This is a genomic window from Dictyobacter kobayashii, from assembly GCF_003967555.1.
Classification (GTDB): domain Bacteria; phylum Chloroflexota; class Ktedonobacteria; order Ktedonobacterales; family Ktedonobacteraceae; genus Dictyobacter; species Dictyobacter kobayashii.
Window position 1 is genome coordinate 3825370 of sequence record NZ_BIFS01000001.1, and the last position, 25628, is coordinate 3850997.

At 51.9% G+C, this 25628-nt stretch carries 22 protein-coding genes; 9 read left to right on the top strand and 13 right to left on the bottom strand.

The features are described 5' to 3' along the window. Nucleotides 1-46 precede the first annotated feature (46 nt). The gene (locus EL645_RS16870; protein ID WP_246035387.1) at nucleotides 47-1600 is read left to right on the top strand and encodes a S1C family serine protease; all 1554 of its coding nucleotides are present in this window, start codon (nucleotides 47-49) and stop codon (nucleotides 1598-1600) included. A gap of 96 nt (nucleotides 1601-1696) precedes the next feature. Here EL645_RS16870 and EL645_RS16875 read toward each other — a convergent pair whose 3' ends face one another. The 3 genes from EL645_RS16875 to EL645_RS16885 form a co-directional block, all read right to left on the bottom strand. Then, the gene (locus tag EL645_RS16875; protein WP_126551602.1) at nucleotides 1697-2467 is read right to left on the bottom strand and encodes a hypothetical protein; all 771 of its coding nucleotides are present in this window, start codon (nucleotides 2465-2467) and stop codon (nucleotides 1697-1699) included. A 210-nt stretch (nucleotides 2468-2677) separates the two neighbouring features. After that, nucleotides 2678-3460, bottom strand: a complete 783-nt coding sequence (locus EL645_RS16880; protein WP_126551603.1) for an anti-sigma factor family protein — start codon at nucleotides 3458-3460, stop codon at nucleotides 2678-2680. Between the two features lie 17 nt (nucleotides 3461-3477). Next, on the bottom strand, nucleotides 3478-4119 hold the full coding sequence (locus tag EL645_RS16885; RefSeq protein ID WP_126551604.1) for an RNA polymerase sigma factor: 642 nt from the start codon (nucleotides 4117-4119) through the stop codon (nucleotides 3478-3480). Nucleotides 4120-4441: 322 nt separating this feature from the next. Here EL645_RS16885 and EL645_RS16890 point away from each other — a divergent pair, with 322 nt between their 5' ends. After that, nucleotides 4442-5569, top strand: a complete 1128-nt coding sequence (locus EL645_RS16890; RefSeq protein WP_126551605.1) for a citrate synthase — start codon at nucleotides 4442-4444, stop codon at nucleotides 5567-5569. A gap of 348 nt (nucleotides 5570-5917) precedes the next feature. Here the strand turns inward: EL645_RS16890 and EL645_RS16895 are convergent, their stop codons facing one another. Continuing rightward, the gene (locus EL645_RS16895; RefSeq protein WP_126551606.1) at nucleotides 5918-6385 is read right to left on the bottom strand and encodes a serine/threonine-protein kinase; all 468 of its coding nucleotides are present in this window, start codon (nucleotides 6383-6385) and stop codon (nucleotides 5918-5920) included. Next, nucleotides 6352-7830 carry a serine/threonine protein kinase gene (locus EL645_RS16900; protein ID WP_161977422.1) on the bottom strand — a complete coding sequence of 493 codons (1479 nt, stop codon included), beginning with the start codon at nucleotides 7828-7830 and terminating at the stop codon, nucleotides 6352-6354. Before EL645_RS16900 ends, EL645_RS16895 begins: the two co-directional genes overlap by 34 nt. A 212-nt stretch (nucleotides 7831-8042) precedes the next feature. On the opposite strand from EL645_RS16900, the gene EL645_RS16905 reads away from it, so the two are divergent. Next, complete coding sequence (locus EL645_RS16905; RefSeq protein WP_126551608.1) at nucleotides 8043-8744, top strand: dienelactone hydrolase family protein; 702 nt, start codon at nucleotides 8043-8045, stop codon at nucleotides 8742-8744. Nucleotides 8745-8829: 85 nt separating this feature from the next. On the opposite strand, the gene EL645_RS16910 is transcribed toward EL645_RS16905, so the two are convergent. Continuing rightward, nucleotides 8830-9687 carry an LLM class flavin-dependent oxidoreductase gene (locus tag EL645_RS16910; RefSeq protein ID WP_126551609.1) on the bottom strand — a complete coding sequence of 286 codons (858 nt, stop codon included), beginning with the start codon at nucleotides 9685-9687 and terminating at the stop codon, nucleotides 8830-8832. Between the two features lie 482 nt (nucleotides 9688-10169). On the opposite strand from EL645_RS16910, the gene EL645_RS16915 reads away from it, so the two are divergent. Further along, the gene (locus EL645_RS16915) at nucleotides 10170-10655 is read left to right on the top strand and encodes an AfsR/SARP family transcriptional regulator (protein ID WP_161977423.1); all 486 of its coding nucleotides are present in this window, start codon (nucleotides 10170-10172) and stop codon (nucleotides 10653-10655) included. Then, nucleotides 10652-13375, top strand: a complete 2724-nt coding sequence (locus tag EL645_RS16920) for an AAA family ATPase (protein ID WP_246035551.1) — start codon at nucleotides 10652-10654, stop codon at nucleotides 13373-13375. The genes EL645_RS16915 and EL645_RS16920 overlap by 4 nt, the downstream gene beginning before the upstream one ends. A 107-nt stretch (nucleotides 13376-13482) precedes the next feature. Here EL645_RS16920 and EL645_RS16925 read toward each other — a convergent pair whose 3' ends face one another. The 3 genes from EL645_RS16925 to EL645_RS16935 form a co-directional block, all read right to left on the bottom strand. Further along, nucleotides 13483-13989, bottom strand: a complete 507-nt coding sequence (locus tag EL645_RS16925; RefSeq protein ID WP_126551612.1) for a hypothetical protein — start codon at nucleotides 13987-13989, stop codon at nucleotides 13483-13485. A 200-nt stretch (nucleotides 13990-14189) separates the two neighbouring features. Further along, nucleotides 14190-14402, bottom strand: a complete 213-nt coding sequence (locus tag EL645_RS16930; protein WP_126551613.1) for a TOBE domain-containing protein — start codon at nucleotides 14400-14402, stop codon at nucleotides 14190-14192. 238 nt (nucleotides 14403-14640) lie between these two features. Further along, the gene (locus EL645_RS16935) at nucleotides 14641-15594 is read right to left on the bottom strand and encodes an aldo/keto reductase (RefSeq protein WP_126551614.1); all 954 of its coding nucleotides are present in this window, start codon (nucleotides 15592-15594) and stop codon (nucleotides 14641-14643) included. Between the two features lie 219 nt (nucleotides 15595-15813). On the opposite strand from EL645_RS16935, the gene EL645_RS16940 reads away from it, so the two are divergent. Both EL645_RS16940 and EL645_RS16945 read left to right on the top strand, forming a co-directional pair. After that, nucleotides 15814-17064: a cysteine desulfurase-like protein gene (locus EL645_RS16940; protein WP_126551615.1), complete on the top strand. Its 1251-nt coding sequence runs from the start codon at nucleotides 15814-15816 to the stop codon at nucleotides 17062-17064. A gap of 139 nt (nucleotides 17065-17203) precedes the next feature. Then, a complete protein-coding gene (locus EL645_RS16945; RefSeq protein ID WP_161977424.1) occupies nucleotides 17204-18580 on the top strand; it encodes an ArnT family glycosyltransferase in 1377 nt (458 codons plus the stop codon). A 100-nt stretch (nucleotides 18581-18680) separates the two neighbouring features. On the opposite strand, the gene EL645_RS16950 is transcribed toward EL645_RS16945, so the two are convergent. The 4 genes from EL645_RS16950 to EL645_RS16965 all read right to left on the bottom strand — a co-directional run bounded on the left by EL645_RS16950 (nucleotide 18681) and on the right by EL645_RS16965 (nucleotide 21771). Continuing rightward, nucleotides 18681-20699, bottom strand: coding sequence for a cell envelope integrity TolA family protein (locus EL645_RS16950; protein ID WP_126551617.1), 2019 nt, complete (start codon nucleotides 20697-20699; stop codon nucleotides 18681-18683). Between the two features lie 36 nt (nucleotides 20700-20735). Then, a complete protein-coding gene (locus EL645_RS16955) occupies nucleotides 20736-21110 on the bottom strand; it encodes an SHOCT-like domain-containing protein (protein ID WP_126551618.1) in 375 nt (124 codons plus the stop codon). Between the two features lie 4 nt (nucleotides 21111-21114). Continuing rightward, nucleotides 21115-21474, bottom strand: coding sequence for a DUF2089 domain-containing protein (locus tag EL645_RS16960; RefSeq protein ID WP_126551619.1), 360 nt, complete (start codon nucleotides 21472-21474; stop codon nucleotides 21115-21117). A 63-nt stretch (nucleotides 21475-21537) separates the two neighbouring features. Further along, the gene (locus EL645_RS16965; RefSeq protein WP_126551620.1) at nucleotides 21538-21771 is read right to left on the bottom strand and encodes a hypothetical protein; all 234 of its coding nucleotides are present in this window, start codon (nucleotides 21769-21771) and stop codon (nucleotides 21538-21540) included. A gap of 656 nt (nucleotides 21772-22427) precedes the next feature. On the opposite strand from EL645_RS16965, the gene EL645_RS16970 reads away from it, so the two are divergent. Beyond that, on the top strand, nucleotides 22428-23024 hold the full coding sequence (locus EL645_RS16970; RefSeq protein ID WP_126551621.1) for an RNA polymerase sigma factor: 597 nt from the start codon (nucleotides 22428-22430) through the stop codon (nucleotides 23022-23024). Continuing rightward, the gene (locus EL645_RS16975; RefSeq protein WP_126551622.1) at nucleotides 22996-25155 is read left to right on the top strand and encodes a branched-chain amino acid ABC transporter substrate-binding protein; all 2160 of its coding nucleotides are present in this window, start codon (nucleotides 22996-22998) and stop codon (nucleotides 25153-25155) included. The genes EL645_RS16970 and EL645_RS16975 overlap by 29 nt, the downstream gene beginning before the upstream one ends. Nucleotides 25156-25628 lie beyond the last annotated feature (473 nt).

A 25628-nucleotide genomic window follows, 5' to 3' on the forward strand; every position in this document is an offset into this window, starting at 1 on the left:
AGATGGTAGTGAGGGGTTGTTATAGGGCTATGAGGAGGGTATCAGAATGAGAAATTCAGATACGAATGATTTAAGCAACATGAATGACGATAAAGCATCACCATACCAGCCTGTTCCGCCATCCAGTGAGCAGCCTGACAGCAATCCGGGGTCCTATTCCCCTGTAAATCGCGGTAGCAGTTATGCTGATAATGAGCAGAACTATCGGGAATATATGCAGCCAGGGTCCTATCGGCCGACTCCTGCATCCCCTATGGGACAGCCCAAGGAGGCATATCGCCCGGTGCCATCATCTGGCTATCCGGGTGGGAGTCCTTACACGTCATTGGATGCACCAGATCACACTGGCCGTGGCGCGGCGGGACCTGTATATCCGAATAGCTATGGACAGAGTGGCTATATCCCGAATGGTAATGGCGCGCCCTTTGGTCCTCCTCCGAGTGGGAGCCAGGCGGCCCTCAAACCAAAGCGCAATGGTCTGCGTGCCGGGGCGATTATGGCCCTGGCCCTGGTGCTCGCATTGGTCTTTGGCGTGGGTATCTTTGCTGGATGGCAGTTCGGACGCACAGGCGCATCAACCCCGGTCCTTCCGAGCACGCAGAATTCATCTTTGCAGCCTGGTTCGGCGCCACAGGCACCTATACCCGCTTTAACCGATAATAATCTGCAGGCTGTACGTGAAGCGGTAATCGCCAGGACTCGTCCAGCTGTGGTGCAGATCAATGTCCAGACTCAAAAAGGGGCGGCCCTGGGTTCTGGCGTGATTATTGACAAGCGCGGCTATATCGTGACCAACAATCACGTCGTTGATGGTGTTACCAGTGTTGACGAAGTGGTGCTATCGGATGGGACGCGTGTACGTAACGCTCAGGTGGTAGGTACCGATCCCGCTGATGACCTGGCGATCATCAAGATTAATCCTCCGACCAATATGGCCGTGATTAGCCTGGGAGACTCTTCACAGGTGCGTGTAGGCCAGGATGTGCTGGCGATTGGTAACCCATTGGGCAATACCCAGACGGTTACCAATGGTATCATCAGTGCGCTGGGACGTAACGTCAGTGAGGGCAATGGCGCGACCATTCCAAACGCCATTCAAACCGATGCGCCCATCAATCCTGGTAATAGTGGTGGGGCCCTGGTTGATCTGCAAGGTCACCTGGTCGGTATTCCGACTTTGACCGCGGTTGATCCAGAATTTAACTCACCAGCCAATGGTGTTGGTTTCGCCATCCCATCCAATCGTGTCCAGTTTATTGCCACCCAGTTGATTTCCACTGGCCAGGTACAGCATACCGGTCGTGCGGCGATTGGTATTGTGCCTGCCGCGGTTGACTCAACCTTGCAGATGCAGGACAACCTGGCGGTTGATCATGGTGTCTATGTTACCCAGCTGGTTGCTGGTGGGGCCGCTGAAAAGGCTGGTATCAAAGCCGGCGATGTTATTGTCCAGATCGATAACACAGCCATCGATGCCATCCCTTCACTGGAAGATGCCTTGATTGCTAAGAATCCTGGAGATACAGCAACGGTCAAAGTTTATCGTGGTACACAGCAAATGACCTTTACCGTTACCCTGGGTGAGCTGAAAGCCAACTAGCTAGTGGTTTAGTATTGCTCCACGTGAGCATGAAGATAGATACAAATGCAGTGTCTCTCCTGCAAGAGAGACACCGCATTTGTATCTATCAGTGTTTTAAGCTTTGACCGGGTCAGTGTGAGTGGTTTGGGCGGTGGCGACGTTATGGGAATGGCGTGAGCGTCGGCTGGCCAGCAGTACTCCCAGGAAGAGGACGATCCAGCCCAGTGCCATGATCAGCCAGAAAATTGAGTCCAGGCCGAGGAAGCGGGCCAGCGTTCCGGCGGCCGCATTGAGAATGGCGCCCGTAAAAATAAAGATATTGGCCCAGAGGATATTGCTGGTTCTGATCTCTCCCATGCGAGCTTGTTTACGTAGCATTTTCCAGCCGGAGAGCAGGGCTACTCCGGCTACGGCGACCACGCCCAGTGTATTGAGCAGAATGGTCATTACCAGCCAGGGACCTGGCTGGAGGGTGCCTGTGCCGGGGGTACCGGCGATATGACTGAGCCTGGCCATATCAATGGTGGCATCCAGTACAAAGGTACCGGCTATCAAGCTCAGGAGCAAGAGGAAGCCTACAAAGGCCCGGCTGACACGTGGTTTGCTGATCAGAGCGATACTTCCCATGCCTAGCCAGGATGGCATGATGGTGCCTCCTAGCGCATAGTAGAGCCGAAAGAAATAGGTGCCGGGCTCGGAGGTTGGGCCAACCATGAGCATTGCCATATAAGCCAGGGTAGCCACAAAGGCCATCAACAGGGAGATCGACCAGTATAGTTGATAACTGCGCCGACGACTTATATATTGTCTCAGGATGACAAATGCAAATATCCCGGTGACCAGCACATTGATCAAGGGCGGGAGTAGCAATAAAATTGTATTCACTGTTTATCTCATTTTCTGAAGGTAGAGCTCTTACTACGATGGCAATGTGCCCGGGATGCATTGGTTCACTGGTTGCCATCCTCAAACGTATTCCTTAGTCAAAATATAGCATAAACTGCGTTCTTCGACAGCAGCAAATATAGCCTAAAAGTCTGGCGGGCCACAAAAAATGGCACCCCGGCAGGGATGCCATTGATTCTCTACTAACTGTTATCTCCAGCGGTGCCGGTACTTTTGTGTGAAGATGTAGAAGCTAATGGCTCCGATCAGAAACAATAAGAGGCCCAGGTGCAGGCGTCCAGCGTTATTGGTAAGGTCAAAGAAGTATAAGACTTGGAGCGGCTGCGGCTCTATATTCACAGGCGTTGCAGGGGTTGTCGCTGGTTGAACTGTACCTGGTTTGGGCTGTGTTTCCGAACCGGTGGCACCAGTATTATTTCCCTGCTGCTTATTAGGGTTTGTGGTTGATGCATGGGGCGTGCTCGGTTGATTACCACCGTAGGCATGGGAACTGGGCGCTTCTGTGCCGGTGTTACTGGCGGCTGTGCCACTGGCAGCCTCTCCCATATGCGGCAATTGCAGGGTGGACAGCATAAAGAAGATGCCGATGACAGCGACCAGGCCGCTGATAAGGCGCAGGGTTGCGCGCCGGGAGCGGTTTGTGGTTGCCTGCCTGGATTGTTGTTGTAGCCGTCTCTGTGGCAGTGAGATGGGCGGCGGCGTCTCTTGTTGCCGGGTTGTAGCTTCTTGCTCGGCCTCTATCGGCTCCCATGAGAAGTCAGTTGGCAATGCGAATGAGCGAGGAGGCCGTGGAGCAGGCAATGCGCGTAGCAGCCTTACTGTCTGTTTCAAATCGGCAAACTCCAATTGACACTGCTCACAGGTTTGCAGGTGCGCCCGATAAGCGCTTTCCTCCTGTTCTCCCGCGGAGATCTGGTCGTCGAGCAATGCCGAAAGTTGTTCTGTTGTCAGATGCCGATCAAGTTGAGACACGCGTACACTCCATCATGTTATCCATCACTACTATTTGTGAGACGATAATTACGTGGTAAAAGTTCCTCATGTTGTTGTAAATAGTTGCGCAAGCGGGCCCGGCCACGAGAAATGCGTGAGCGGACCGTACCCAGATTTGCCTGTATGGCCTGAGCGACTTCTTCATAGGAGAGGCCCTGAATATCGCACAGCACAATAACAGTGCGTTGTTCAAGTGGAAGTTGCTGAAGGCCAGCCTGAATGAGTTCCTGGAGTTCCTGGGTCAACATATATTCTTCTGGATTGCCTTCAGGTCCGCTGAGCGAGAGAGCATCCAGGGAACCGGGTGCATGTGGCTCTGTCTCGTCGGTTAGCATTTCGAGCGAGGCGGTTGGATGGCGTTGAACACGGCGCCAATGATCGCATGCCAGGTTTGAGCCGATGCGTAGTAGCCATGCACGGAACGAACTTCCCCCACGATAGGTGCGGATGGCTCTAAATGCAGAGATAAACGCGTCCTGGGTCACGTCTGCTGAGGTATCGTAATCCCCGAGCATGCGAAAGACCGTGCTGTACATGACGTGTTGATACTGCTCAATGAGTTGATTAAATGCTTCGATGTCTCCACGCTGGCTACGGGCGATGAGTTGCTCCTCTTCGTCTCGTGCAAGCTTATCCATGAGCTTCCTCGCTTATTGCTATTTGCGTCAGTTTACCATATTTTACGCGGTAAGACCATCGTTTTTGGCTATTTGCTTAGCAGAATATGTTACCTGCAAATATTGCCCCTGTATTGGGCCGGGCGCGCAGGCGCAAGCAAATTTCGGGGTGTTAGCTGGCTGACATGACATCGTTACATGAGGCACGGTATAATAGCAACGACTACCTATTATGAACAACACGTGTTTGCTTCGCTGTGGAAGTATACATATGAGCCGTTCGTATGGCCCAGGGCCGTGTTCTAACACTAACGAAGCTGCTATCTGCCATGGAGGATCTCCTATGCCGACCGCTACTACAGATGGTCTCGAGGACATTGTTGCAACCCATTCGCGTATCTGCGATCTGGATGGCCAACTGGGAAAATTAACGTATTATGGTGTGGATATTCACGATCTGGCTCTCCATTCATCCTTTGAGGAAACCGCCTATCTTTTATGGAACGGTGTTCTCCCTACCAGAACGCAGTTAGAGGATTTGCGCTTACGCTTGCGTGCTCATCGTGCCTTGCCCGGTCAAATCCTGGAATTAATGCATCTGCTACCCACAAGTACCGCGCCGATGGATGTGTTGCGCACAGCTATTTCGGCCCTCTCAGCTTTTGATGGACATCTGGACGATACCTCGGCGAGTGCCAACCATCGGCGTGCCGAGCGTTTGACGGCTGTCATGCCCACTATCGTTACCAGCTGGGAGCACATTCGCCACGGGCGCGCCCCGATTATGCCGCTCTCTGATCATGATCACGCAACCAATTTTCTGTATATGCTGACGGGAAAGATGCCGGATGACTATACCGCTCATGTACTGGATGTTGCCCTGGTGCTGCATGCCGACCATGAGTTAAATGCTTCAACCTTTGCTGCGCGCGTCACAGCCGCCACGCTGGCTGATATGTATGCCTCGATCTCGTCGGCGGTTGGCACCCTCTCGGGTCCTCTGCATGGGGGCGCGAATGAGCAGGTTATTCGCATGCTGCTGCGCATCGGTGAGGTTAACAATGCCAGGACTTATATTGAAGGTGCCCTGGCGCGCAAAGAACGTGTGATGGGCTTCGGCCATCGCGTTTATCGCACCGAAGATCCACGGGCCAGCCATTTGCGCGAGATCTCGAAGGAGCTAGGACAGCGGAGCGGCGATAGCAAATGGTTTGAGATGTCTCAGATTGTTGAGCGGGTGGTCAAGGAGCAAAAAGGGCTCTATGCCAATGTAGACTTTTACTCGGCTTCGGTGTACTACATGATGGGCCTTCCGATTGACCTGGATACGCCGATTTTTGCCTGTAGTCGCGTGGCTGGCTGGACCGCCCATGTGCTGGAACAGTATGCCCATAATCGTTTGATCCGCCCGCGTGCTGAATACGAGGGTCCAAAGTTGACTCCCTACCTTCCCCTCGACGAGCGATCTTAATAAGCGACTACTTTGTCGCGCTCGAACTGAAACAAATAAAGTTGGGAAAAAGCCGTGAGGTGTAGGAGGGGCTCGCCGCCCCTCCTGCCGGGGTGTGGGGGCATGCCAGTCCCCACCAAATCCTTCCCCTCTCCTCTTCTTGCCCGAAATGAAACAAATAAAGTTGGGAAAAAGTCGGGAGGTGCAGGAGGGGCGGCGAGCCCCTCCTGCCGGGGTGCGGGTGTCCCCGCTCACCTCTCCCCCAATCTCTCGCCGCAGGCGAGAGCGTTGAGCTTTGTTTCTACTACTTTTAAAAAGTGAAGACCATTCGGCGCGAAAACGCAAAAGAAAGACAGGATGTGCAACGGTCTATGGCAGTAGACGTTGCACATCCTGTTTCATTTCCTCATAACTTTGATAGCGCAGGGCCATGTCTTCACTTAAGGCGCGGCTTAATATCCGCTCCAGCGCTGGCGAGACTTTGGGATTCAATAAGCGGATGGGTGGATAGGCCGGATAATGCGGTGGGGCGACATTACTCAGGGCATGGTGCATGCTGGCTGCCAGCGCATAGATACAGGTGCGCTGGTCATAACTTTTATCCTGAATTGGCAGGTAAGGCGAAACGGCCAGTTTGCGGGTAGTACGCCTGCGGCGACTGTTGCGCTGGGGTTCCCGGGGTGGTGGAGGCGGTGGCACTTGAAAGCCGGTTAAAAAGACACGTCCACGTTGTTGCTCAATCAGGATCGTATCGGGTGAAATATCGTAAGTACGTAGGGGTGGGTGGAGTTTTTCCAGGGCCATTAGAATATTGAGCAAGCTATTGATATAACCCAATACCTCGGGTTCTGGCAGGGGCGCAACAGTTTCGTGTTGCGCTCGCTCAGGCTTTCGCTATCGATATAGTTAAAGACCGCGTAATAATATCTTCCTTCCGCGAAGCGGTCGAGCACGTGTGGTAGCAGGGGATGGCGTAATTTTGCCAGGGGATCGGTGGCATGGTCATAATAGGCTACATCTTTGGCGCGCTGGGATAAAGGTTCATCGGTGCATTCCCAGCGTTTGAGGACTACGCGCTGGTTGGTCTGGGCATCAGTGGCCACGGCGGTCATGATGCCGGTCTCCTCCGTTTGTTTCAGGAGGCGATTGATGGTGTAGCGTCCCTGGCGTATGGTTATGCCGATCAAGGGGCTGCTCAAAAGTTTGGCGGATGGCAACGTGAGCCGGCCACAGTTGGAGCAGCAACGCTGGCCAAAGCGGACCTGGGCATCACAGTATTGGCAGTAACGATTATCATATTCGGCGCCGCAGAACGTACAACGGCGTGCGCCAGTGCGATTCTGCTGGCCACAGATCTGGCAGACGTAGCGCTGGCTAGCTATGTTGACCGCCTGGGTGTATTGGTCGGCGAACTCCGTGATGCTTGGGTAGCGCTGACGATAATCCTTAGATAGGGCACGCATCAAGACGGCCGAGACCTCGACTGGGATGCGGGGGTTCCACTGCTGGGGCGAGGGTGGTGGCTCTTTCATATGGGCATTCCAGATGTCTTCCAATTGCCGATAGACAAAAGGAGGGCGGCCACTTAAAAACTCATAGCAGCAGATCGCCAGGGCATATTGATCAGAATCACGCCTGGGTGCTCCTTGCCATTGTTCGGGTGGCATATAGGCCGCTGTACCAGTGATCTCGCCCAATGAAGCATGGGTCTGCATCCCCAGATAATAGGCTGTTCCAAAATCGGCCAGCAGGATCTGCCCATTGCGTCCGATCAAGAGATTGCCCGGTTTTACATCCTGGTGGACCAGGCCATTCTCATGCACATAGCGCAGGGCATCGGCCGTTTGCTGGATATAGGGAACCAATTCTTCCGCGAAGACCAGGCGACGACTGCCATCGGGTCGGCGGAAGAGGTCATTGATCGTCTGAGGTGCATACTCCATCACAAAATATGGCTGTTGGTTCGCGCTAATCTGCCCAAAATTATAGATCGGCAAAATATTAGGGTGTTGCATGGTCGCGATACGGCGCGCCTCCTGGAAGAAGCTGGCCTGGGCCCTGGCATTAAACTGATCCCTGCGTAACACCTTAAGAGCCAGGATACGGCTAAGTGGATTTGGTTCGCGCACTTTATATACATAGCCATAACTGCCTGCACCAATAAAGTCCATTATTTCATAGATACCAATCTGTGCACCCTGCACGAGGAAGTCGCAGTATTGGCAGCAGACAGTGCCACTGGGATTATCGTGTTTTCCGTGTGGATTGAGACAGCGGGCCAAGTTATTTGTCCTACCCCTTCTGCTTAGAATGAGTTGCATGAGGAGGATATTTTCATCTACCCTCACTCTATGTACGTCTATCCGAGGTTCTGGTTACGCTTTCCAGCAAAGAGCCTTTCTTCAGCAGTGGGATGGCGCGTTTAGTGGTCTGCGAGCGTATCACAATTATAGAACTATATTTTTGTATCACGACCACAGGAAAGAGGTGCGCAATGATCGAGCGTAATGATGAGAATTATCGTAGTACCGCCAATCCGCAGGGACAATTGGTAAGGATTGGGGCGGAGGCCGTCGATTTAAACGGCATCTTGCATGTGCCTCAGGATGCGCGGGGATTGATTATCCTGGCCCATGGCATTGAGGATAGCCAGAAAAATCCTCATCAGAATGTAATTGCTCTGGCTTCAGCCTTCCAGCAGCATGGCCTGGCAACCCTGCAGGTAGACCTGTTTTCCAGCGACGAGCTGGCCCTGGATGAGCGTACAGCCTTCTTCCGGCAGAATATTGATATTATGCAGCAGCGCATTGTGGGGACCGCTGAGTGGTTTCTAGAGAACCCTTCAACGGATAATCTTTCGATCGGCTATTTTGGTATGAATGAAGTGGGAGCGGCGGCGATTGCTGCGGCGGCCTCGCGTCCTGATGTGGTGGCAGCTGTGGTCGCTGTGGGGGACGCTGGCGACTTTGGCCTGGATTATGCGCCGCGTGTACTGGCCCCGACCCTGTTGCTGGCCGCTGAGGGCGATCAAGAGGCCGTTGATCATCATCGGCGCCTGCTAGAAGGTTTGCAAGCGGAGAAGCAACTGGAGATCGTACCAGGCGAAGCTTCGCTGTTTGAGAATCAGCATGCCTTTGACGAGGTTGCGCGCCTGGTTGGTGGCTGGTTTTCCCACTGGCTGGTACCGATCGTCTAGTCTAGTAAAGGGTCCATACCGGGTGGATGAGATGGTCTGTGCCATCGTCCATCCGGTTGAGTCGTAGTGGGTTTGACCAGGCTGCTTAGCAGAGTGTAGCCACGCGTACGATCTGCTCTATTTCGGTACTCCAGGGAAAACAGATCACTTCATCGGTGCCAATCTGCTCAAGATCGTTCAGGACCTTGCGTAGTTGTTGTTCAGTAGTAATCAGCGTGGCCGCCTTGTACGTATTGTACGGTGGCGGTAGCACTTTATAGTATGCCAGTGCATTCTCGCGTCCCTGACCCGGCATATGGGATTCCAGGGCTATATCTATTTGTGCGAGTAGACGGGGTTTTCCTGTGCGTCCTGCCTCTTGCCAGTAATGCTCAACGGCACGAAACGCCTGGGATACTCTATCGATCTCATTGGTTGCGGCGACAAAACCATTTGCGTACCGTGCCACCCTTTGCATAACTTGCGGCACAAAGCCACCCAGAATAAGCTCAGGACCGGGCTTTTGGATTGGGGCCGGACCGATGGGTCCGATGGTATTGTTCCAGTCTTGTCTGGACCAGATACGTTTCATCTGCTCGATCTGATTTTCGTGATATTTGCCACGTTCCTTGTAGGATGTATCTGTAACCGCAAAATCATCTTTGCGCACACCGATACCCATGCCCAGCGTCACACGACCTCCAGACAGGGCATCCAGTGTGGCGATCTCTTTGGCCAGCAGGGCTGTGTTGCGCAATGGTGTAACCAGGACATCGGTCATTAAGCGTACACGTCTGGAAAGCGCTGCTGCTGCTGCCAGGGTCAATAGTGCGTCATAATTGTCATAGACAATGCGATCACAGATAGCGAGTGTGGAGAACGGAGCACTATCAATGCGTTTGATCCACTCAAACAGATAATCCGTTGAGTGGAGCAACACGGGAAGACCCATACCTATTTTCATAATTAGTACCTTCTTTCTCTGAAAAGTAGTGTCAGAGCCTCTTATGAGCCGGACGCGGTCCGCTCCGAGCAGCTATGGATGCCGATTGTCATGGTGGTTTATTACATGCCCTGACTGTTAATGAATAAAGTATAGAATGTCTCCCGTTTCTGGCGCGTTTTCTGGGCGTTTCACGCCACGTTTTACTTTCTGTTTTATTACCAAATGTCTTATTGATTCTATCTGATGCCAGGGCTTTTCATGTTCCTCTTTGGCGCCTGCGGCGCCCGGTGTGGAGTATATGTGGTGGGCGGCCGCGGCCGCCCACCACATATACTCCACACCGGAAAGAATGGACATCTTCTCGCGTGCTGGTGATCTCCCTGCGATCTCTGGACGAACAGTAAAAAGCCCTGATCTGATGCCAATAAACTTGACGCATATCGTGCAAGTCGCTATGATAAAAGACATCTCACCCTCTGGGTAAAGGAGGAGTTGGTCGCGTGCCACCAACGATCTATATCCATCTGTTCGGCGGGTTTCGCCTCTTTGCCGACGAAATCCTTATCCCTACAACCGATACAACCCGCATCTCTGAGCTTCTGACTTATTTACTGCTGCATCGTGACGCACCACAGTCGCGAGCACAACTGGCTTTTTTGCTCTGGCCCGAGTCGACTGAAAGTCAGGCATACGCCAATTTGCGCAATCTCGTCTTTAAACTACGTCAACTTCTGCCTGCTGCTGATACCTTCTTGCATATAACCCGCCACACTCTACAGTGGTCGGCCCAGGAAAACTGGCAACTCGATGTGCAGCTCTTTCTAGACACTCTGGATATGGCCAGGCAGGCTATTAATCCAGTTGAGCGTCGCCTGGCTCTAGAGCAAGCCATTGCTTTCTATCAGGGAGACTTACTCCCCTGTGCTATGATGAGTGGCTCCTTACCGAACGCGAACGATTACGTGAACACTTTTCCCAGGCACTGAAAAGCTTGAGCAGTCTGCTGGAGCAGGAACGGGATTACGAGGCCGCAATCGCTGTTGCCCTGAAATTGTTGCGCCTTGATCCTCTGGACGAATCGACGTATCGATATTTAATGCAGCTCTACGTGCTCAACGGCGATCGGGTTACCGCTCTGCGTACATATCAGACTTGTGCCTCAACGCTAGAACGTGAGCTAGGCGTGGAACCTGATGCCAGTACCAGAGAGATGTATGAGCGCTTGATGCAAGCTTCTCCATCACTTGCTAAGCCAGTCAGTGCAGGTACCACTGCGTTTCGCTCATCCACTGCTCCCATGGTAGGACGCCAGCGGGCCTGGGCAGAATTGCAGAGCGCCTGGCAACATGTAGTAGAAGGCGAATCGACTGTGGTCATTGTGGCGGGTGAAGCTGGCATTGGGAAATCGCGCCTGGTCGAAGAGATGCGCTTCTGGGTTCAGCAACAAGGCATGTTGGGAGCAATTGCACGTTGCTACGCAGCGGAGGATGCCATAGCCTATACCCCTATTACTACCTGGCTAAAACACGAGGCGCTCAAAAAGAGCCTGAATGCTTTGCCCGATCTCTGGCTCTGTGAGATTGCACGTCTCATACCCGCGTTGCTACTCCAACATCCATACCTGCCTCACCCGGAGCCGCTTCAGGATGTCTGGCAACAACAGCGGTTGTTTGACGCACTGGCTCAGGCGCTGTTGAACACCCCTCAGCCATTGTTGCTCGTGCTTGATGATCTCCAATGGACTGATCGTGATACCCTCATCTGGCTCCACTATTTGCTGCGCAGTAAAGATCCACGGCTGCATTTGTTGCTGGTATGTACGCTTCGTGTCGAGGAGATCACTGCGGAACATTCCTTCCATACCTGGTTTGCCAGTCTCCAACGCGAAATACCGGTTACACAGATTCAGCTCGAAAGATTGAATAGCGTAGAAACGGCAAAGCTGGCGGCTTTCCTTGGGCCTGAACCATTGACGCCAGACATGCAAGATAATCTCTATCGAGAGACCGAAGGCAATCCGCTTTTTATCGTCGAAACGGTGCGCGCGAGGACCTTCACGCTGGCGGAGACAGTGTCCGCAGCGCACAAAACATCGACATTCTCTCTGCCATCTCCGGCGCAAGCAGTCCTGACAACACGACTTGCACAACTCTCGCCTGTGGCCTCTGAACTGACCAACCTCGCTTCCGTAATTGGTCGCTCTTTTACCCTGGATGTTTTGGTCCAGGCCAGTGGCCACAAAGAGGATATGATTGTGCCAGGTCTGGATGAGTTATGGCAGAGGCGCATTATCTATGAACAGAGTGAGGGCAGCTACGATTTTAGCCATGATAAGCTGCGTGAGACGGCCTATCAAGCCCTCAGCACGCTCAAACGGCGTCGGCTGCATTACAATGTGGCCGACGCCGTCCTGACGCTTTATGCAGATCAGCTTGATGCGGTCAGCGGGCAACTGGCCTTTCACTATGAGCGAGCAGGCCTGACCGAAAAGGCCTTACTCTATTATGAGCGGGCCAGCGTGGCCGCGCTGCAAATCTATGCTAATATGGAGGCTAGCAAGGCCCTCCAACGCGCTATCGACCTCCACTATACCAGGCCACAGCCACAGATTACAGAAATTGCACGCCTTCGTGAGCGACTTGGAGATATTTTTCATCTGACCGGCCAGTCCGATGCCTGTCTGGAGATGTATCAAAAGGTGATAGCGTTGTTGTCATCCGAACATTCTCGTTGGCTGGCCCGCATACATCGCAAGATAGCCAGTCATTGGAATAGCGTGACCAACCCGGCTGCGAGTATCCTCTCGTATCAAGAAGCCGAACACCTGCTGTATAACATCGCCGAAGAGGAAAAGGATCTCGCATGGCAGCAGGAGTTGCTCCAAATGAAGATTGGCCAGGTCTGGACGTTGAACCTGCTCAATCGTTTCCAAGAAATGGTAGATATTCTTGGGCAGATTCAACAACCGATTGAGCAGATCGGTACGCTTATGCAAAAAGCGCAATATTTTCAGTGCCTCTGTCTCAGAGATAGTCGCCAGATGCGCTATCACGTCGATGAACAGGTCATTAACACGGCGAGGCTGGCCCTGTCCATCTGTCAAAAATCAGGCCATGCCGGCGATATTGGCAATTTTATGTATACGCTGGGAAGTGTTTTAATGTGGGCAGGCCAGCTTGTGGAGGCTGAGACTTACCTGCAGACTGGATTAACTCTCGAAGAGCAGGTGGGAGATATTACGTTGCAATTGTTCGGCCTATTTTTTTTGACCATGCTCTTTCGCAGGCAAAAGCAACCAGACAAAGCCAGGCAGTGTGTTGAGCGTCTCCTGCGCGGTCCCTATCCAGGTTATGGTCCAATGGCCTATGCCTGTCAGGCGTGGTTGGCCTGGAAAGAGGACAGGCTGGTGGAAGCGCAACGGCTGGCCGAGTTCGCGCTGGCGGGCTGGCAACATGCATCGACCAGCTATCCGTTCCTGTGGACCGCGCTCTGGCCATTGATAGCGATTGCAGTGTGTCAGGAGCGCGTTGCGGTTAGCATCGCGTATGTGCACCAGTTGCTTGATCCAGCGCAGGAGGCTCATCCTGCTGCTCTGACTGAGCAATTGGAGAGGGCAGTGCAGTTGTGGGAGAATAAGCAGCCAGAGCAAGCTCAGGTAAGTTTGCTCAAGGCCATTGAGCAGGCTCAGGTAGAGGGCTATCTCTGAGCCTGCAGATTTGCGCTTATGGGTCCTTAGAGCATAGAAAGGCTAATGCTCGATGGGTCTCAAGCCTCACTTTTTACAGAAAGAGACAGAATGTGAGCGCTAGAGGCTTATAGACCAAAGCGCATCAGGATCATACAGCTAAACACGATCAGGAAACCTACCAGTTCCAGCAGGGCGATCAGCTTCGCACGTTGGACCAGTGCCAGAAAAGTGGGGCTAAAAGTTCCGTCAGCTTGTTGTACATTTTCCAGAGGAAGATTATTAATGTGATGGATGGTGCGGCCCATAACAAATATGCCCCAGATTAAAGTTGCACAGGCCATAATAAATGAAACGAGAAAGGTAAGTCCATACGCTGTCCCAAACAAGAAGTCCAGGCTTTGTACTGGCCCAAACACAATTCCCCGGATCAGGCCAAACAAAATCACCAGGATTGCTGCTGGAATAACGAGTTTATCGCCTCTTTCTCCTATCGGTTGGGCAAATTTGCGCTGCTCTTTCATGGGCAGGCTTGAAATCGCGGGAATCACCACAAAGTTTCCGTACAATGCGCTCCCTAGCCAGAAAATACCACACAGAACATGTAACCATTGAATACTATAAATCAGCCACATGGGTCTCTCCTTCAGTAAATGATGTTTATAATGCCAGAAATATCTCTGACACTATGCTGGTTTATCATCTGGCAGAGACTATACCTCGCGGAGCGTTTTTGGCGCGTTTCCTGACCATGGTGCGTACGTATCTCGCATCATATATTGGGGATCACCACCGAAAAAGCTGAAGGTTGAGATTTCCCGCTTCAAGAAGCGATCTAAGCTTCTTTGCCGATCATGACCTCGGTCGATTTGATAATGGCCATCACTTCGTCGCCGGCCTTCAAGTTGAGCGACTCAGCCGAGTTGCGCGTAATGGCTGAAACGATCTCTTGCCCATCTGCCAGCGTGACCACAACTTCAGCCATCACACTGCCCAGCGTGACGGCTGTAACTTTACCTTTGAGTTGATTGCGTGCACTGATCTGCATTTGTCGACTCCTTTTATATAAGCTTTTCAATGACGATTGTTTACTTATCAGGAAGATAGCATAAATACCGGTCCTCCTCTTTTGATTGTACGAAGTAGCGCCAATTTACGATACCGCCGCTTTGTTGCTTGCTGGTCCGCCTGCCTGTGGAGTTAAAAAAGCACAAAGTAGCTGCTTCCTCGACAAAGGAAGCAGCTACTTTATGCTTTATACGATCTGTACTGTAAACAGGTGAGCATTAGGGATGTTCGGCTAAGAACTTGTTGATCTGCTCCAGTTCTGCCTCGTTCAGGCGGAACTCAGCGGCAATGACCATTTCCTCAATCTGCTCCATGCTACGTGCGCCGACAATCGCAGCGGTTACGGCTGGATTATGCAGGGTCCATGCTACTGCAACTACACCAGCGGTAACGTTGTGAGGGAAGGCAATTTCAGAGAGCAGGTTGGCCAGCTCCAGATTGCGTGAGAGGCGAGGCTCCTGGAATTCGCTATCGCGCTGGCGCCAGTCATCCTGGGGCATGTTATCGATGCGCTCTTTGGTCATACGACCACTCAGCAGGCCAGAGGCCATAGGTGAGTAGACGATGACACCAATATTGTGATCTTTACAATAAGGGAGGATCTCTTTCTCAGCATCGCGATGGACCAGTGAGTAAGGAGGCTGTAAAGTCTCCACAGGCGCGATCTTTTCCGCGCGTTTCAGTTGCTCAACATTGAAGTTTGAGACACCGATATGGCGTACTTTACCCTCTTGTTTCAATTTAGCCATTGCACTCCAACCCTCTTCGATATCTGGATCAGGGTTGGGCCAGTGCATCTGATAAAGATCGATGGTTTCGAGTCCCAGACGCTTCAAGCTAGCTTCGCATTCGCGCTGGATTGAATTGGCGTCGAGGCTATTGCTCACTTTACGTGCGTTATCCCAGACCAGTGAGCACTTGGTAAAGACGTAGGGCTTTTCGCGGCCTTTAATGGCCTTGCCAACTATTTCTTCTGAGTGGCCAAGCCCATATACAGCTGCAGTATCAATCCAGTTGATACCCAGTTCCAGGCCGCGTTTGATGGTTGCGATCGACTGTGTATCGTCCTGGCTACCCCAGGCAAATTCCCAATTGCCGCCACCCATGGCCCAGGCCCCAATACCAATAGGGGTAATCTGCATATCTGTTTTGCCGAATTGGCGTGTCTGCATACTACATCCTTTCGTCTCTATATCAATGATAGTTATTCGTTCGTTTCTTGTTACACGTATCACTCAACAATCAAGTGACACTTTAAACTACATTTTGCCTCATCATGGCACCTCTACTGGTAGTATAAGCCTCCTCCCTGATGATGCTATATACCAGAGCTCCCGTGATACAATGAGCTGTGCCGTTTTTCAATTTCACCCATCCTCGGAGGATTTTTTATGCTCAACATTGATACCGTGCGTGCCCATTTTCCATCTCTTGCTACCGGCGCGACCTTTTTTGATAATCCCGGTGGTACTCAGGTGGCGCAAGAAGTGGTAGAGCGCATGCAGCAATATTTTCTGCACTCGAATGCCAATCATGGCGGTGCTTTTCGCACCAGTCAGGCGTCGGATGCCGTGGTGGCGGAGGCTCGTGAGGCGGTAGCTGCCTTTTTAGGTGCGGCCCGCCCCGAAGAGATTATCTTTGGCCAGAATATGACCAGCCTGACCTTTAATATCAGCCGCAGTATCGCGCGCTTACTGGAGCCTGGCGATGAACTGGTGGTGACGCGCCTGGACCATGATGCTAATATCGCGCCCTGGCTCTGGATTGCTGAGGATCGTGGCTGTAAGGTGCGCTGGGTCGATTTCCATGCCGAAGATTGTACATTGGATATGCAGGCGATGGAGGAGGCGATCACACCACGGACCAAACTGGTTGCGGTCGGCTATGCCTCAAATGCGGTTGGCACGATCAATAATGTACAGCAGGTAGTACGGCTGGCTCATCAAGTGGGGGCGCTCTGTTTTGTGGATGCTGTACAGTATGCGCCGCATAAAAGCATTGATGTGCAGACCCTGGATTGTGATCTTCTGGCCTGTTCCGCCTATAAGTTCTTTGGACCGCATACGGGTATCCTGTATGGTAAATATGAGCTGCTAGAGCGCCTGACGGCCTATAAAGTGCGGCCTGCAGGGGAACATACACCTGATAAGTTTGAGACAGGTACGCAGAGTTATGAATCGATTGCCGGGGTGCTGGGTGCTCTGGAATATCTGGCCTGGCTGGGCATGAGCGTTAATGCTACTGACGTTGCCGAGGAAGCCAGTCGCGAGCTGGCTTTGAGAGCAGGAATGCAGGCGGTAGAAAGTTATGAGAACTCATTGAGCCTTGCCCTGCTGGAAGGCCTGCAATCAGTGCCAGGGTTGCGTCTCTGGGGTATCACTGACGTCAGGCGGATCGCGGAGCGCGTCCCTACGTTTTCTTTTACCCTGCCTGGCTGGAATTCCCGTGCCCTTGCCGAGCAACTGGCGCGCGAAGAGATCTATGTCTGGAGCGGAAACTTTTATGCCCTGGCGGCGCTGGAGCGCCTGGGACTGGATGAGCAAGGCGGTATCTTGCGTGTTGGCCTGGCCCACTATAATACCCACGCAGAAATCACACGCCTGATATCTGTCCTGAAGAATCTACCGATCCCGGTTCAATAATAAATACCAGATAAAGCAAAATTCTCTTCTCGATCCTTTTCTAAGGGGATTGGGCTTTTTTTATTGTTGTGCATTATAATATGTGCATAAAAAGAGAAATTAGCAAGGATTGAGGGCCATGTGGAATAAAGGTAGTTTTTTGTCATCTAAAAGTGTTGTGGTAATAGTATCTAGCAAAAGATTATTAGCTGCTATTGTTGTTTTTGTTTGCGCACTGCTAGTAAGGCTGCTTTATATCCTGACCGTTGGATTGCACTATAAACCTATCTTCGATGCTGGTATATATGACGATATTGCCCGCAATTTGCTGAGTAAGGGCTGTTATTGTGTACATGGCTATCATTCGACGGTGAGTCGGGCTCCTCTCTGGCCCTGGATTTTAGCGCTCGTCTATTATGTTTCGGATAAACAAGTGCTCTTTGCCCAACTTTTCTATGCCTTGCTTGGTGGTGGAACCTGCCTGGTTATTTATTTTCTTGCTGCCTCTCTCTTCACAAAAATTACAGCCTTGATTACAGGCCTGATGGCGGCTACTTATACAGGGCTATTTTTGTATGATGGCTGGCTCTACTCGGAGGCGCTCTATACCTTTTGCTTGACGGGCTTCGTCTATACCCTTTTTCGACTCCAGCGTTTCTGCCTGACCAGAGATCTTGAAACTGCCAGAAAGCGTGCTGTATTCAGCCGCATAATGGCTTTGAACCGATGGAGTCTCTGTAGTGGCTTATTGCTTGCTGCGGCTATGTTGACGAGGCCGAATGGAGTTATCTTGCTGGTCGTAATTTGTGCCTGGGCATTCATCCTGTGCGTGGCGCGTATCTTGAAGAGGGAGCGCCGGGGGATACTCTGGCAGCAAGTTATAATTGTCTGCTGCATAGCGGTATTGCTGGTGGTGCCCTGGACTTATCGCAATTATCGGCTCACACAGCAGTTCGTCTTTGTCGCAACCGGGCTGGGTGAAGTTCTGACCGGCGTCTATAACGATAATGTATTACAACCACCACAGGGCTTTTGGAGCCCGCCCAAAGGCACGAAGATACATGATGAGGTGAGCTATACCCTGGCCGACGATAAGCAGAGTACCAGCCAGGCCCTGGCATGGATTGCTTCCCACCCGGATAAGATGCCTTTGCTATTGGCGCGCCACTTTGAGAATATGTGGCAGCCTTATACCTATTCTCATGGCCTACCCATGGAAGAGTTTCCGCAGCGACTCTCTGCGAAGATTTTGTTTATATTGATCCCCCTCCAGACTATCCCCATCTTCGCGCTGGCTATGCTGGGTTGCATTATTACGTGGAGAGGCTATCGAAAAGAGTTGCTTATCGTCTATCTGGTGATCTTATCCACCATTGGGCAGAATGTTATCTTCTACGGGGATATGCGCTTCCGGGCGTCTATCGAGCCGTTGCTGGTATTATTCGCGGGCGTGGCTGTGTGGAGAATTGGCTTGATGTGCATAAACGCTGGCAAGTTGAGGCGGGAGAAGCGCGGCCTGCTGCTGGATCAAGCATGAGGATCTGAGTGGATGTGGAGGCCCTGCGGGTTGTAATGGGAGAGAGGATGGCCCGCTCTAACAGTGGGACCATCCTCTTTGGTATTTGTTTGAGCCAGGGTTAGTTACCGAGCGCTTCCAGCAGCATGTCTCCTTCTTCGGGAGTGATGCGGCCTTCGGCGATCATGCGCAGGATGGCTTCGCGCTCCTGCTCTATGTCGACGGGGGCAGCCGCCTCGGTGGGTGCCGACTGTAGCTCTTCTTCGGGTGCTACTGGAACCTCGGGCTGAGCTCGCTCATCAAAGATCAGTTCCTGACGGCCAGTGGGAGCCTGCTGTGCTTGCCAGGTTTGCTGTCCCTGAAATGGCGGAACAGGCGGAACCGGTGGGACAGGAGGCACTGGCGATGTCTCTGGCGTCGGTGGCGTCGGTGTAACCGGCGAGGTTGGAGGTGTCGGTGGGACCGGCGGGCGAGCTGGCGGCACATTCATGTTTTTGAGTGCCTGCTCGACGGCCTCCATCGCTCCCAGTACCCCTTCGGAAGCGGCACGCTGCGCCTGATCAATAATCCGATTGATGCGCTCGGGGTCCATGCTCCATTCGCGTTCGTTGATGCGGAAATTGAAGCGGGCAGCCTTCTCACGATCGCGCTGGGCGCGCTCCTGGGATCTCTCGCGAGCGCGACGGGCGTGCTCCTCGGCCTTCTGGCGCTGCCGTTCAGCTTTAAAAGTGTTTTTCTGCTGGGCCTGGCGGCTAAATTCCTTAGCGATGTCTGCCTGGATAGAGGCTGTGGCGCTGTTTACGGCTGCGCTGATCTCTGCGCCCAGGTCACGACCCATCGTCCCCATCTCATGGCCGAAATCGGCCATATCTTTAGCGAAATCATCCCACCAGGCTCCGCCCTCGCTACTGCTGCTGCGTGGCCCTGCATCGCTGCGCAGATTGAGATCGCCGCCGACCGCCAGTTCCAGGTGTGCCGCACCCTCGCCGTAGACCAGGGTGGCGCGGTTTCCAATGCTGTTCGAAACGATGGAGCGACCGCTGATATCACCGCCGACCGAGGCCTGGATGGTCAGGTTGGCTTCTGCTGGCAGGACAATTGTGGCATCACTACCCACACGTAGGTAGGAGGTACTGCCAGGAACAAAGTCTGTTTGCAGGTGCAGGTCAGAGCCAATAGTGCCCACGTTGACCGGTCCGCGAACGCCCTTGAGTACTGCATCGGAGCCAATCGAGCCTGCGCGGATCTCTCCTTCGATGTCGCTTAGATCGGCGTCGCTACCTATGTTGCCGAAGGTTACGTTGCCCTGGATGTGGTGAATGCGGGCATCGCTACCCACGCTACCAACCACCACCTGGGCGGCATTCTCAATGATAAGGTCGCTGCCGATGCGGCCAAGTGTAATCTCAGCCTGCGGACTCAGTGTGACGCGACAGTCATCGCCAATCGTATCGACGGTCAGGCGGGCCACTTCCTGGATCTCCAGGCTGTTTCCGACGTTGCCGATGGTAACAACGCTCTCGCGTTTACCGCTCACATGGCAATCGTTGCCCACTGCATCACAGCGCAGGATATTGACATCCTGTACATCCAGATCATTGCGGGCGCGACCAATGGTGGCTTCCTCGATGTCCTGGAGTGAAAGATCATTATCCACCTCTTGCAGATAGACTTTGGCGATTGTAGACAGCGAAACGTCGCCGTGGAGTTTCTGCTCAGAGCGAATCTCATTGAGATTTTTACCTGATATATCACCATCCACATTCTCCAGTGTTACGATCCCCTGGATATCTTCGAGGTTGAGGTCGCCATGGAGGTTGGTGATGGTTACATCTCCCTGGATCTCCTCCAAATTGAGGTCGTCATTGATATCGCGTGCGATGACCTGACGCACCTCTTCGATGCTGACCCCATCATTGGCATGTGAGACATACACAATGGTCTCATAAGGGACCGAGACTGTCAGGCCATCATGTGAATCTGATATTGTTAAGCTATTTCCGGCCTGATCGTCGATGGCAAAATCCTCGTCTGTGTCAACCTCAATGGTAGGCTGGTCCCAGCCACGCACTTTCAGAAAGTCGTGAATATTTTTGAAATTGATCGCTTCAATATTGTTGGCCGAGAAAGATTTCTTCACTGTTATTTCTCCTTTATGGGTTCAAAGAGAATAATTTTATTCAACAAAGACTTCGAGGCGCTCACCCTGTTCCAGATCCTGGATATCGAGGAGGCGGCCTGTGTTTCCTTCTTCAATGGCGCGCAGAACATCTTCGATGGAGCGGACATCGAGTTGTGGAAGGAGATAACCTCCCAGGCGGAAACTGGTTTTTAATAGTTGTACCGGCATACTGGCAATAAAGTTTTTACGCTGTTTATTCCGATTGAGGCTGGTGGCGCGGATACGCAGGGTGCGTTCACGGACAGCTTCTGGTGGTCTGGTGACCTCTGTTTCTAAGGCATCCAATAACTGGGCTGCTTCGAGGGCGCTGATGCGGCCAGTCTCCACCAGGGTCAGAATGCGATTGCGTTCCTCTTTGGATAGCGCCATGATCTTAGCCTTTCAATAGTTTCATCGCCTCTTCTACGCTGATCTCTTTGGCGGCCAGTTTATCGAGGACGACCCGTCTATCGACGCGGCCATCGAACTCGGGGGTGCCACCCAGGGAGGTAACGATATCATCCAGGCGGCTACGGGCGGTATTATAGGCAATATTCATCTCGGCCGCCAGTTTCTGGATATTGCCGCGATACTTAACAAGTAGCTCGACAAAGTCCAATTGTTCGCGCGTGAGTCGACCAACCCAACCCAGGCTAAAGCGTCCCTCAATGGTGATGCCGCTGGCCGGGCACTCCAGGCGAGTCACAATCAGTTCCTCGCCACTCACTGGATCTCTGGTAATTAATGGATGCATACTGGTGTTTCTCCTTATATTTGTCTACCGTGTATCTGATTCCTACTGCCATAGGAAAGATGGTCAGGCGTGTAGTTGACCGGTTTTTGGACCATGGAAGGCCGGAGCTTTCGGTTTAGCTGCCTGCTCAAGTTGTTGGCCCAGGTTGACCAGCGAATGGCCCAGGGTACTGATTACGCGTGAGCCTAAGGTCGGTTGAGAAAGATTACCGGCCAGTTGATTGTCTGTGATTTCCTGGCGGATTTCCCTATCCCGGTGAGCGGTTGTAGCGTTGAGCAATTGTAGTTCGGTATACATTGTGTCATCCTCCTTGTCCATCTTAAGCTGTCCAACTGGTCAGCCAGTCTTTCTCCTATACTATTTCCATCGCGCTGAGCCGCCGCTATCCCTCGTCTGTAATTATACTTTAAAAATTGCTTTTGAATTGATAATTTTTTTGTTGATGTGAGAATAATACCACGCCAATTAGCAAAAATCAATACTTATTTGGTGAATATTTTTAAATTATTGTAGATAATCTACTTTTTAGCTGTGTTTTTTTATTTGCCGCAAGAAAATATTTGCCCAGAGAGCAATAAGCTCTTCACTAAAGCAGGTTCTATACGCTTGTTATGCATTTTATGATTTAAATTATGACACATTTCAAGTTTCTGAACATTTTTTCTAGTATTGTGATATTTGTGCAAAACACAAATATCACAATACTAGAAAAAATGTGCGGGCGCGGATGCGGCCGCACGCAATTGGTTTATTGAGCAGGTGGAAAATTTGTAGAAGGAGATTGTTGATTAATAGGCACAAAGAGCGTCATAAGAAAATAGTGTCCTTTTTCAATGATGCTACCGGGTAAAAGGAATGGGCTGTGACTGGCTGCTTGCCTGTTGTGTTTGGCGGTAGGTGAAGCATGTGCAGATCATCTCACTATTTCTGCATAGAGTGAAGGGAGTCCGGCTATGTATCCGCATCTTCCTGATGATATCTCTCTTGAGTGGCTGGTTAGCGAGGCGCGTAACGGTAATCAGCAAGCTGCCGATCGATTATTCGATACCTTTTATCGCAGGATTCGCCACTTCTTTATGAAGGATCTGCATGTCAATATAGAGACTGCGGAGGAGTTGGTTCAGGATACCTTTGAGAAGGCGTGGCGAAAATTGCCGACATTACATGATTGTGTACGCTTTGAAGCGTGGTTATATACCATTGCCCGCAATGTGGCCTTTGATCACGGACGGAAGTTGAAGCGGCGTAAGATACCAATCCCGATTGATCCAGAATTTGAGCTGGCCGATGCGGCTCCCCAGGTGGAGAGCCTGGTGCTGGCACAGATGCATATGCGCGAAATGTGGGATGCTATGCCCGCCAAGCAACGTGAATGCCTCTATTGGTATTACATGGAGAATTTGACGATGGAGGAGGTTGCCGTGCAGTTGCAACTGGGTGCCGATACCGTAAAAGCATATATTAGCAAGGCTCGCGTGAAATTGCGCGAAGGCATTTATTCTTCAGAGGAGGAGCAAGTCAATGTCAAGTCAAAACGATGCAGAGCATGATCCAATGGAGGATGTGTTTATGCACGTTATGTGTGATCGTTGGGCTGAAAAGCTTGAGGTAACACGTGTGGAGCACTTCTCTGAGGATGAGCGTCACGCATTTGAACTCCATGCGGAGTCCTGTCCTCGTTGTCAGGAATTGGTGGCGCAATACCAGGTTGTCGATGACTATTTTTATCGCATGATATTGTCGGAGCAGATGTCGGTGGCTGCGAAAGCGCCGCCACTGCCGACTGATATGAAGCGCAAGCTACGGGCCACGCATATCTGGGATACGTTCCAGCATGTGCTGGGCCAGCGGATGGCGGCTTTTCAGCATACCTTTGCGCTCCTGTTACAGGGTTCGGGCCTGCTGTTGCTGCTTATGATCCTGTGCGCGATCTTTTTCCAGGTAGGGATTGGGGACAATCGGATGATGCCCTTATCCCTGTTGACGCTGGCCTTTGCGTTGATTATGCTGGGCTTCCTCAATAATCAGCATCAATTCAGGGATGCTGGTCAGCAGCGCTGGCGGCAAACCGATGCGCGGCACGGCACGTTAGCGTGGCGGGAACTTTCGTTGCCAATGCCTGCTTTGAGTAAGGATGCACCGGCACGGGTGAGCCGCTATCGTGCGCGCAGGCGCTTTCGGGATCGGCTGTTCCGCGATAAATGGATCTGGGGGATAACGGTCTGTCTCTTACTGGCTATTTGTGTGGTCTCGTCAGGCTGGCTTTTCCCGCTGCCGTTTTCAAGTAGCAGTAGTGATGCAGTTACTACCGGGGCTCCGGTGGGGATTAGTGTGGATGGGAGTCGGGTATTTGATACCAGCCGACAGGATGGAGATCTGAAGCGGCAGGCGGCCAGCAAGGTCCTGGAGGGGGATGTCGATGGCGCAAAAGAGTTGTGGAAGCAGGCATTGGCCCTGGATAGTAATGATGCCGAATTGTTGATCTATCAAGAAAATCAAAGCGTGAAGGATTCGCTGCAGCCTTACTTTACGCTGGTGGTTGGGACGGTATTCTCACAGCAGCATATTGGCGGGGCCCGCGATATTTTGCAGGGAGCCTATGTAGCGCAAAAAGAGTACAATGCTCAGGCTACGAAAACGCATGGCATGCTATTGAGGTTGATGATTGCTTCAGCTGATGTAGATGCCGCGAGTCCTAATACGATAGCCGCTCAAGTGGTACAGGCGGCCCAGAAAGATCATACGATCATTGGGGTGATGGGCTGGTCTACCAGCCAGAGCGCGGTTTCTGCCCTTCAGGAATTGACCGCGGCCCATCTGCCCATGGTCTCACCAACCGCGTCCAGTGATATGCTTTCCGGTCGCTCGCCCTACTTTTTCCGGGTCGCACCCACTGATACGCAGCAGGCAACGCTGGCCGCTACCTACGCCAAACAGGTCTTGCATGCGCAACGGGTTGTGCTCCTGAGCGATCCCGACGACCCATATAGTAATAGTCTGGCCCAGGCATTTCTGCAGCATTATACGGATAGCACGCATAAGTTGATCCACGAACCTTATGATTATACCAAGGGCGATCTAAGCACGGTTGATCGCCAGATGAATGATATCTTACAGCAGAAGCCTGACCTGATCTACTTTGCTGGTTATGTTAACGAAGCCAGTGTGATGCTCAAGCGGCTACCGCCCTGCCAGGCTGGCCAATCCTGCCTGGCAGTCTTAGGTGGTGATGCACTCTATGTGCAGGGTGACTATTCGCTGGAAGCCTTTAAGAATTATGGGCGGCTGCACTTTACTGCTTTTGCGGCGCAGGCGCGCTCACAGTCCCAGCATCCTCAATTCTTTATTAATTATGCCAGAGACTTTGATCCAGCGGGACAATATCGACCGGGCACCTATGGTTATAATGCGACCGACGCGGATGTCATCCTTGGCTATGATGCTACACTGGTCCTGATCAAGGCCAGCCAGCAATTGCAGGCCCAGGGACAGTCGCAGATGACGGGAACGCAGATGCAGAAGGTTCTGCAGACGATCTCTGTCGATGGTGTCAGTGGCGAGATCCATTTTGACCACAATGGTAATCCGATCGCGAAAGATATTATCATCATGAAAGGCAGCGAAAATGGTCATACCACGATTGACCATTCTTTAGACAAAAGTTGGGTGGAACCCCACTAAGATATTGTTGGCGAATTGCCTTCAACTAAACTGCTGCCGGTTTTGCCGAGGCCATCAACCGGGCGAAGCGCGAGACAGGAGTTGAAGCATGAGTGTCATCAGCTAGCCAGGCGCGAAAGATGTAGCAGAAGTTGCTCAACCATACATTGAGCAACTTCTGCTACATCTGAAGAGCACTTTGCCGCCAATTTTTCCTCAACTCACCTCAATCCACCTCATGTGAAAGACGCAGGCCACCAACCTTGCTGCACTTTTGTAAGCACATATTATAGTCTAAATAGACGAACATTAGCAGATTGCAGCCACAATGCAACATCATTATTCCATGTCACATTCCACAGCAGAGACGCCAGCTTACTGTATTTATATATACCATTTTTGGCTATTAAATAGTTTATCGGTGATATTTTGTTTAACTCAGCATTAATATATATGGTGTGTTAAACGAAATATGAAATGACATATCACTATTT

Excerpts from the sequence above, each read along its gene's own strand:
- EL645_RS16870 (WP_246035387.1), top strand. The coding sequence starts at position 47 with ATGAGAAATTCAGATACGAATGATTTAAGCAACATGAATGACGATAAA.
- EL645_RS16885 (WP_126551604.1), bottom strand. The coding sequence starts at position 4,119 with ATGGATAAGCTTGCACGAGACGAAGAGGAGCAACTCATCGCCCGTAGC.
- EL645_RS16890 (WP_126551605.1), top strand. The coding sequence starts at position 4,442 with ATGCCGACCGCTACTACAGATGGTCTCGAGGACATTGTTGCAACCCAT.
- EL645_RS16905 (WP_126551608.1), top strand. The coding sequence starts at position 8,043 with ATGATCGAGCGTAATGATGAGAATTATCGTAGTACCGCCAATCCGCAG.
- EL645_RS16910 (WP_126551609.1), bottom strand. The coding sequence starts at position 9,687 with ATGAAAATAGGTATGGGTCTTCCCGTGTTGCTCCACTCAACGGATTAT.
- EL645_RS16925 (WP_126551612.1), bottom strand. The coding sequence starts at position 13,989 with ATGTGGCTGATTTATAGTATTCAATGGTTACATGTTCTGTGTGGTATT.
- EL645_RS16930 (WP_126551613.1), bottom strand. The coding sequence starts at position 14,402 with ATGCAGATCAGTGCACGCAATCAACTCAAAGGTAAAGTTACAGCCGTC.
- EL645_RS16935 (WP_126551614.1), bottom strand. The coding sequence starts at position 15,594 with ATGCAGACACGCCAATTCGGCAAAACAGATATGCAGATTACCCCTATT.
- EL645_RS16940 (WP_126551615.1), top strand. The coding sequence starts at position 15,814 with ATGCTCAACATTGATACCGTGCGTGCCCATTTTCCATCTCTTGCTACC.
- EL645_RS16955 (WP_126551618.1), bottom strand. The coding sequence starts at position 21,110 with ATGGCGCTATCCAAAGAGGAACGCAATCGCATTCTGACCCTGGTGGAG.
- EL645_RS16960 (WP_126551619.1), bottom strand. The coding sequence starts at position 21,474 with ATGCATCCATTAATTACCAGAGATCCAGTGAGTGGCGAGGAACTGATT.
- EL645_RS16965 (WP_126551620.1), bottom strand. The coding sequence starts at position 21,771 with ATGTATACCGAACTACAATTGCTCAACGCTACAACCGCTCACCGGGAT.
- EL645_RS16970 (WP_126551621.1), top strand. The coding sequence starts at position 22,428 with ATGTATCCGCATCTTCCTGATGATATCTCTCTTGAGTGGCTGGTTAGC.
- EL645_RS16975 (WP_126551622.1), top strand. The coding sequence starts at position 22,996 with ATGTCAAGTCAAAACGATGCAGAGCATGATCCAATGGAGGATGTGTTT.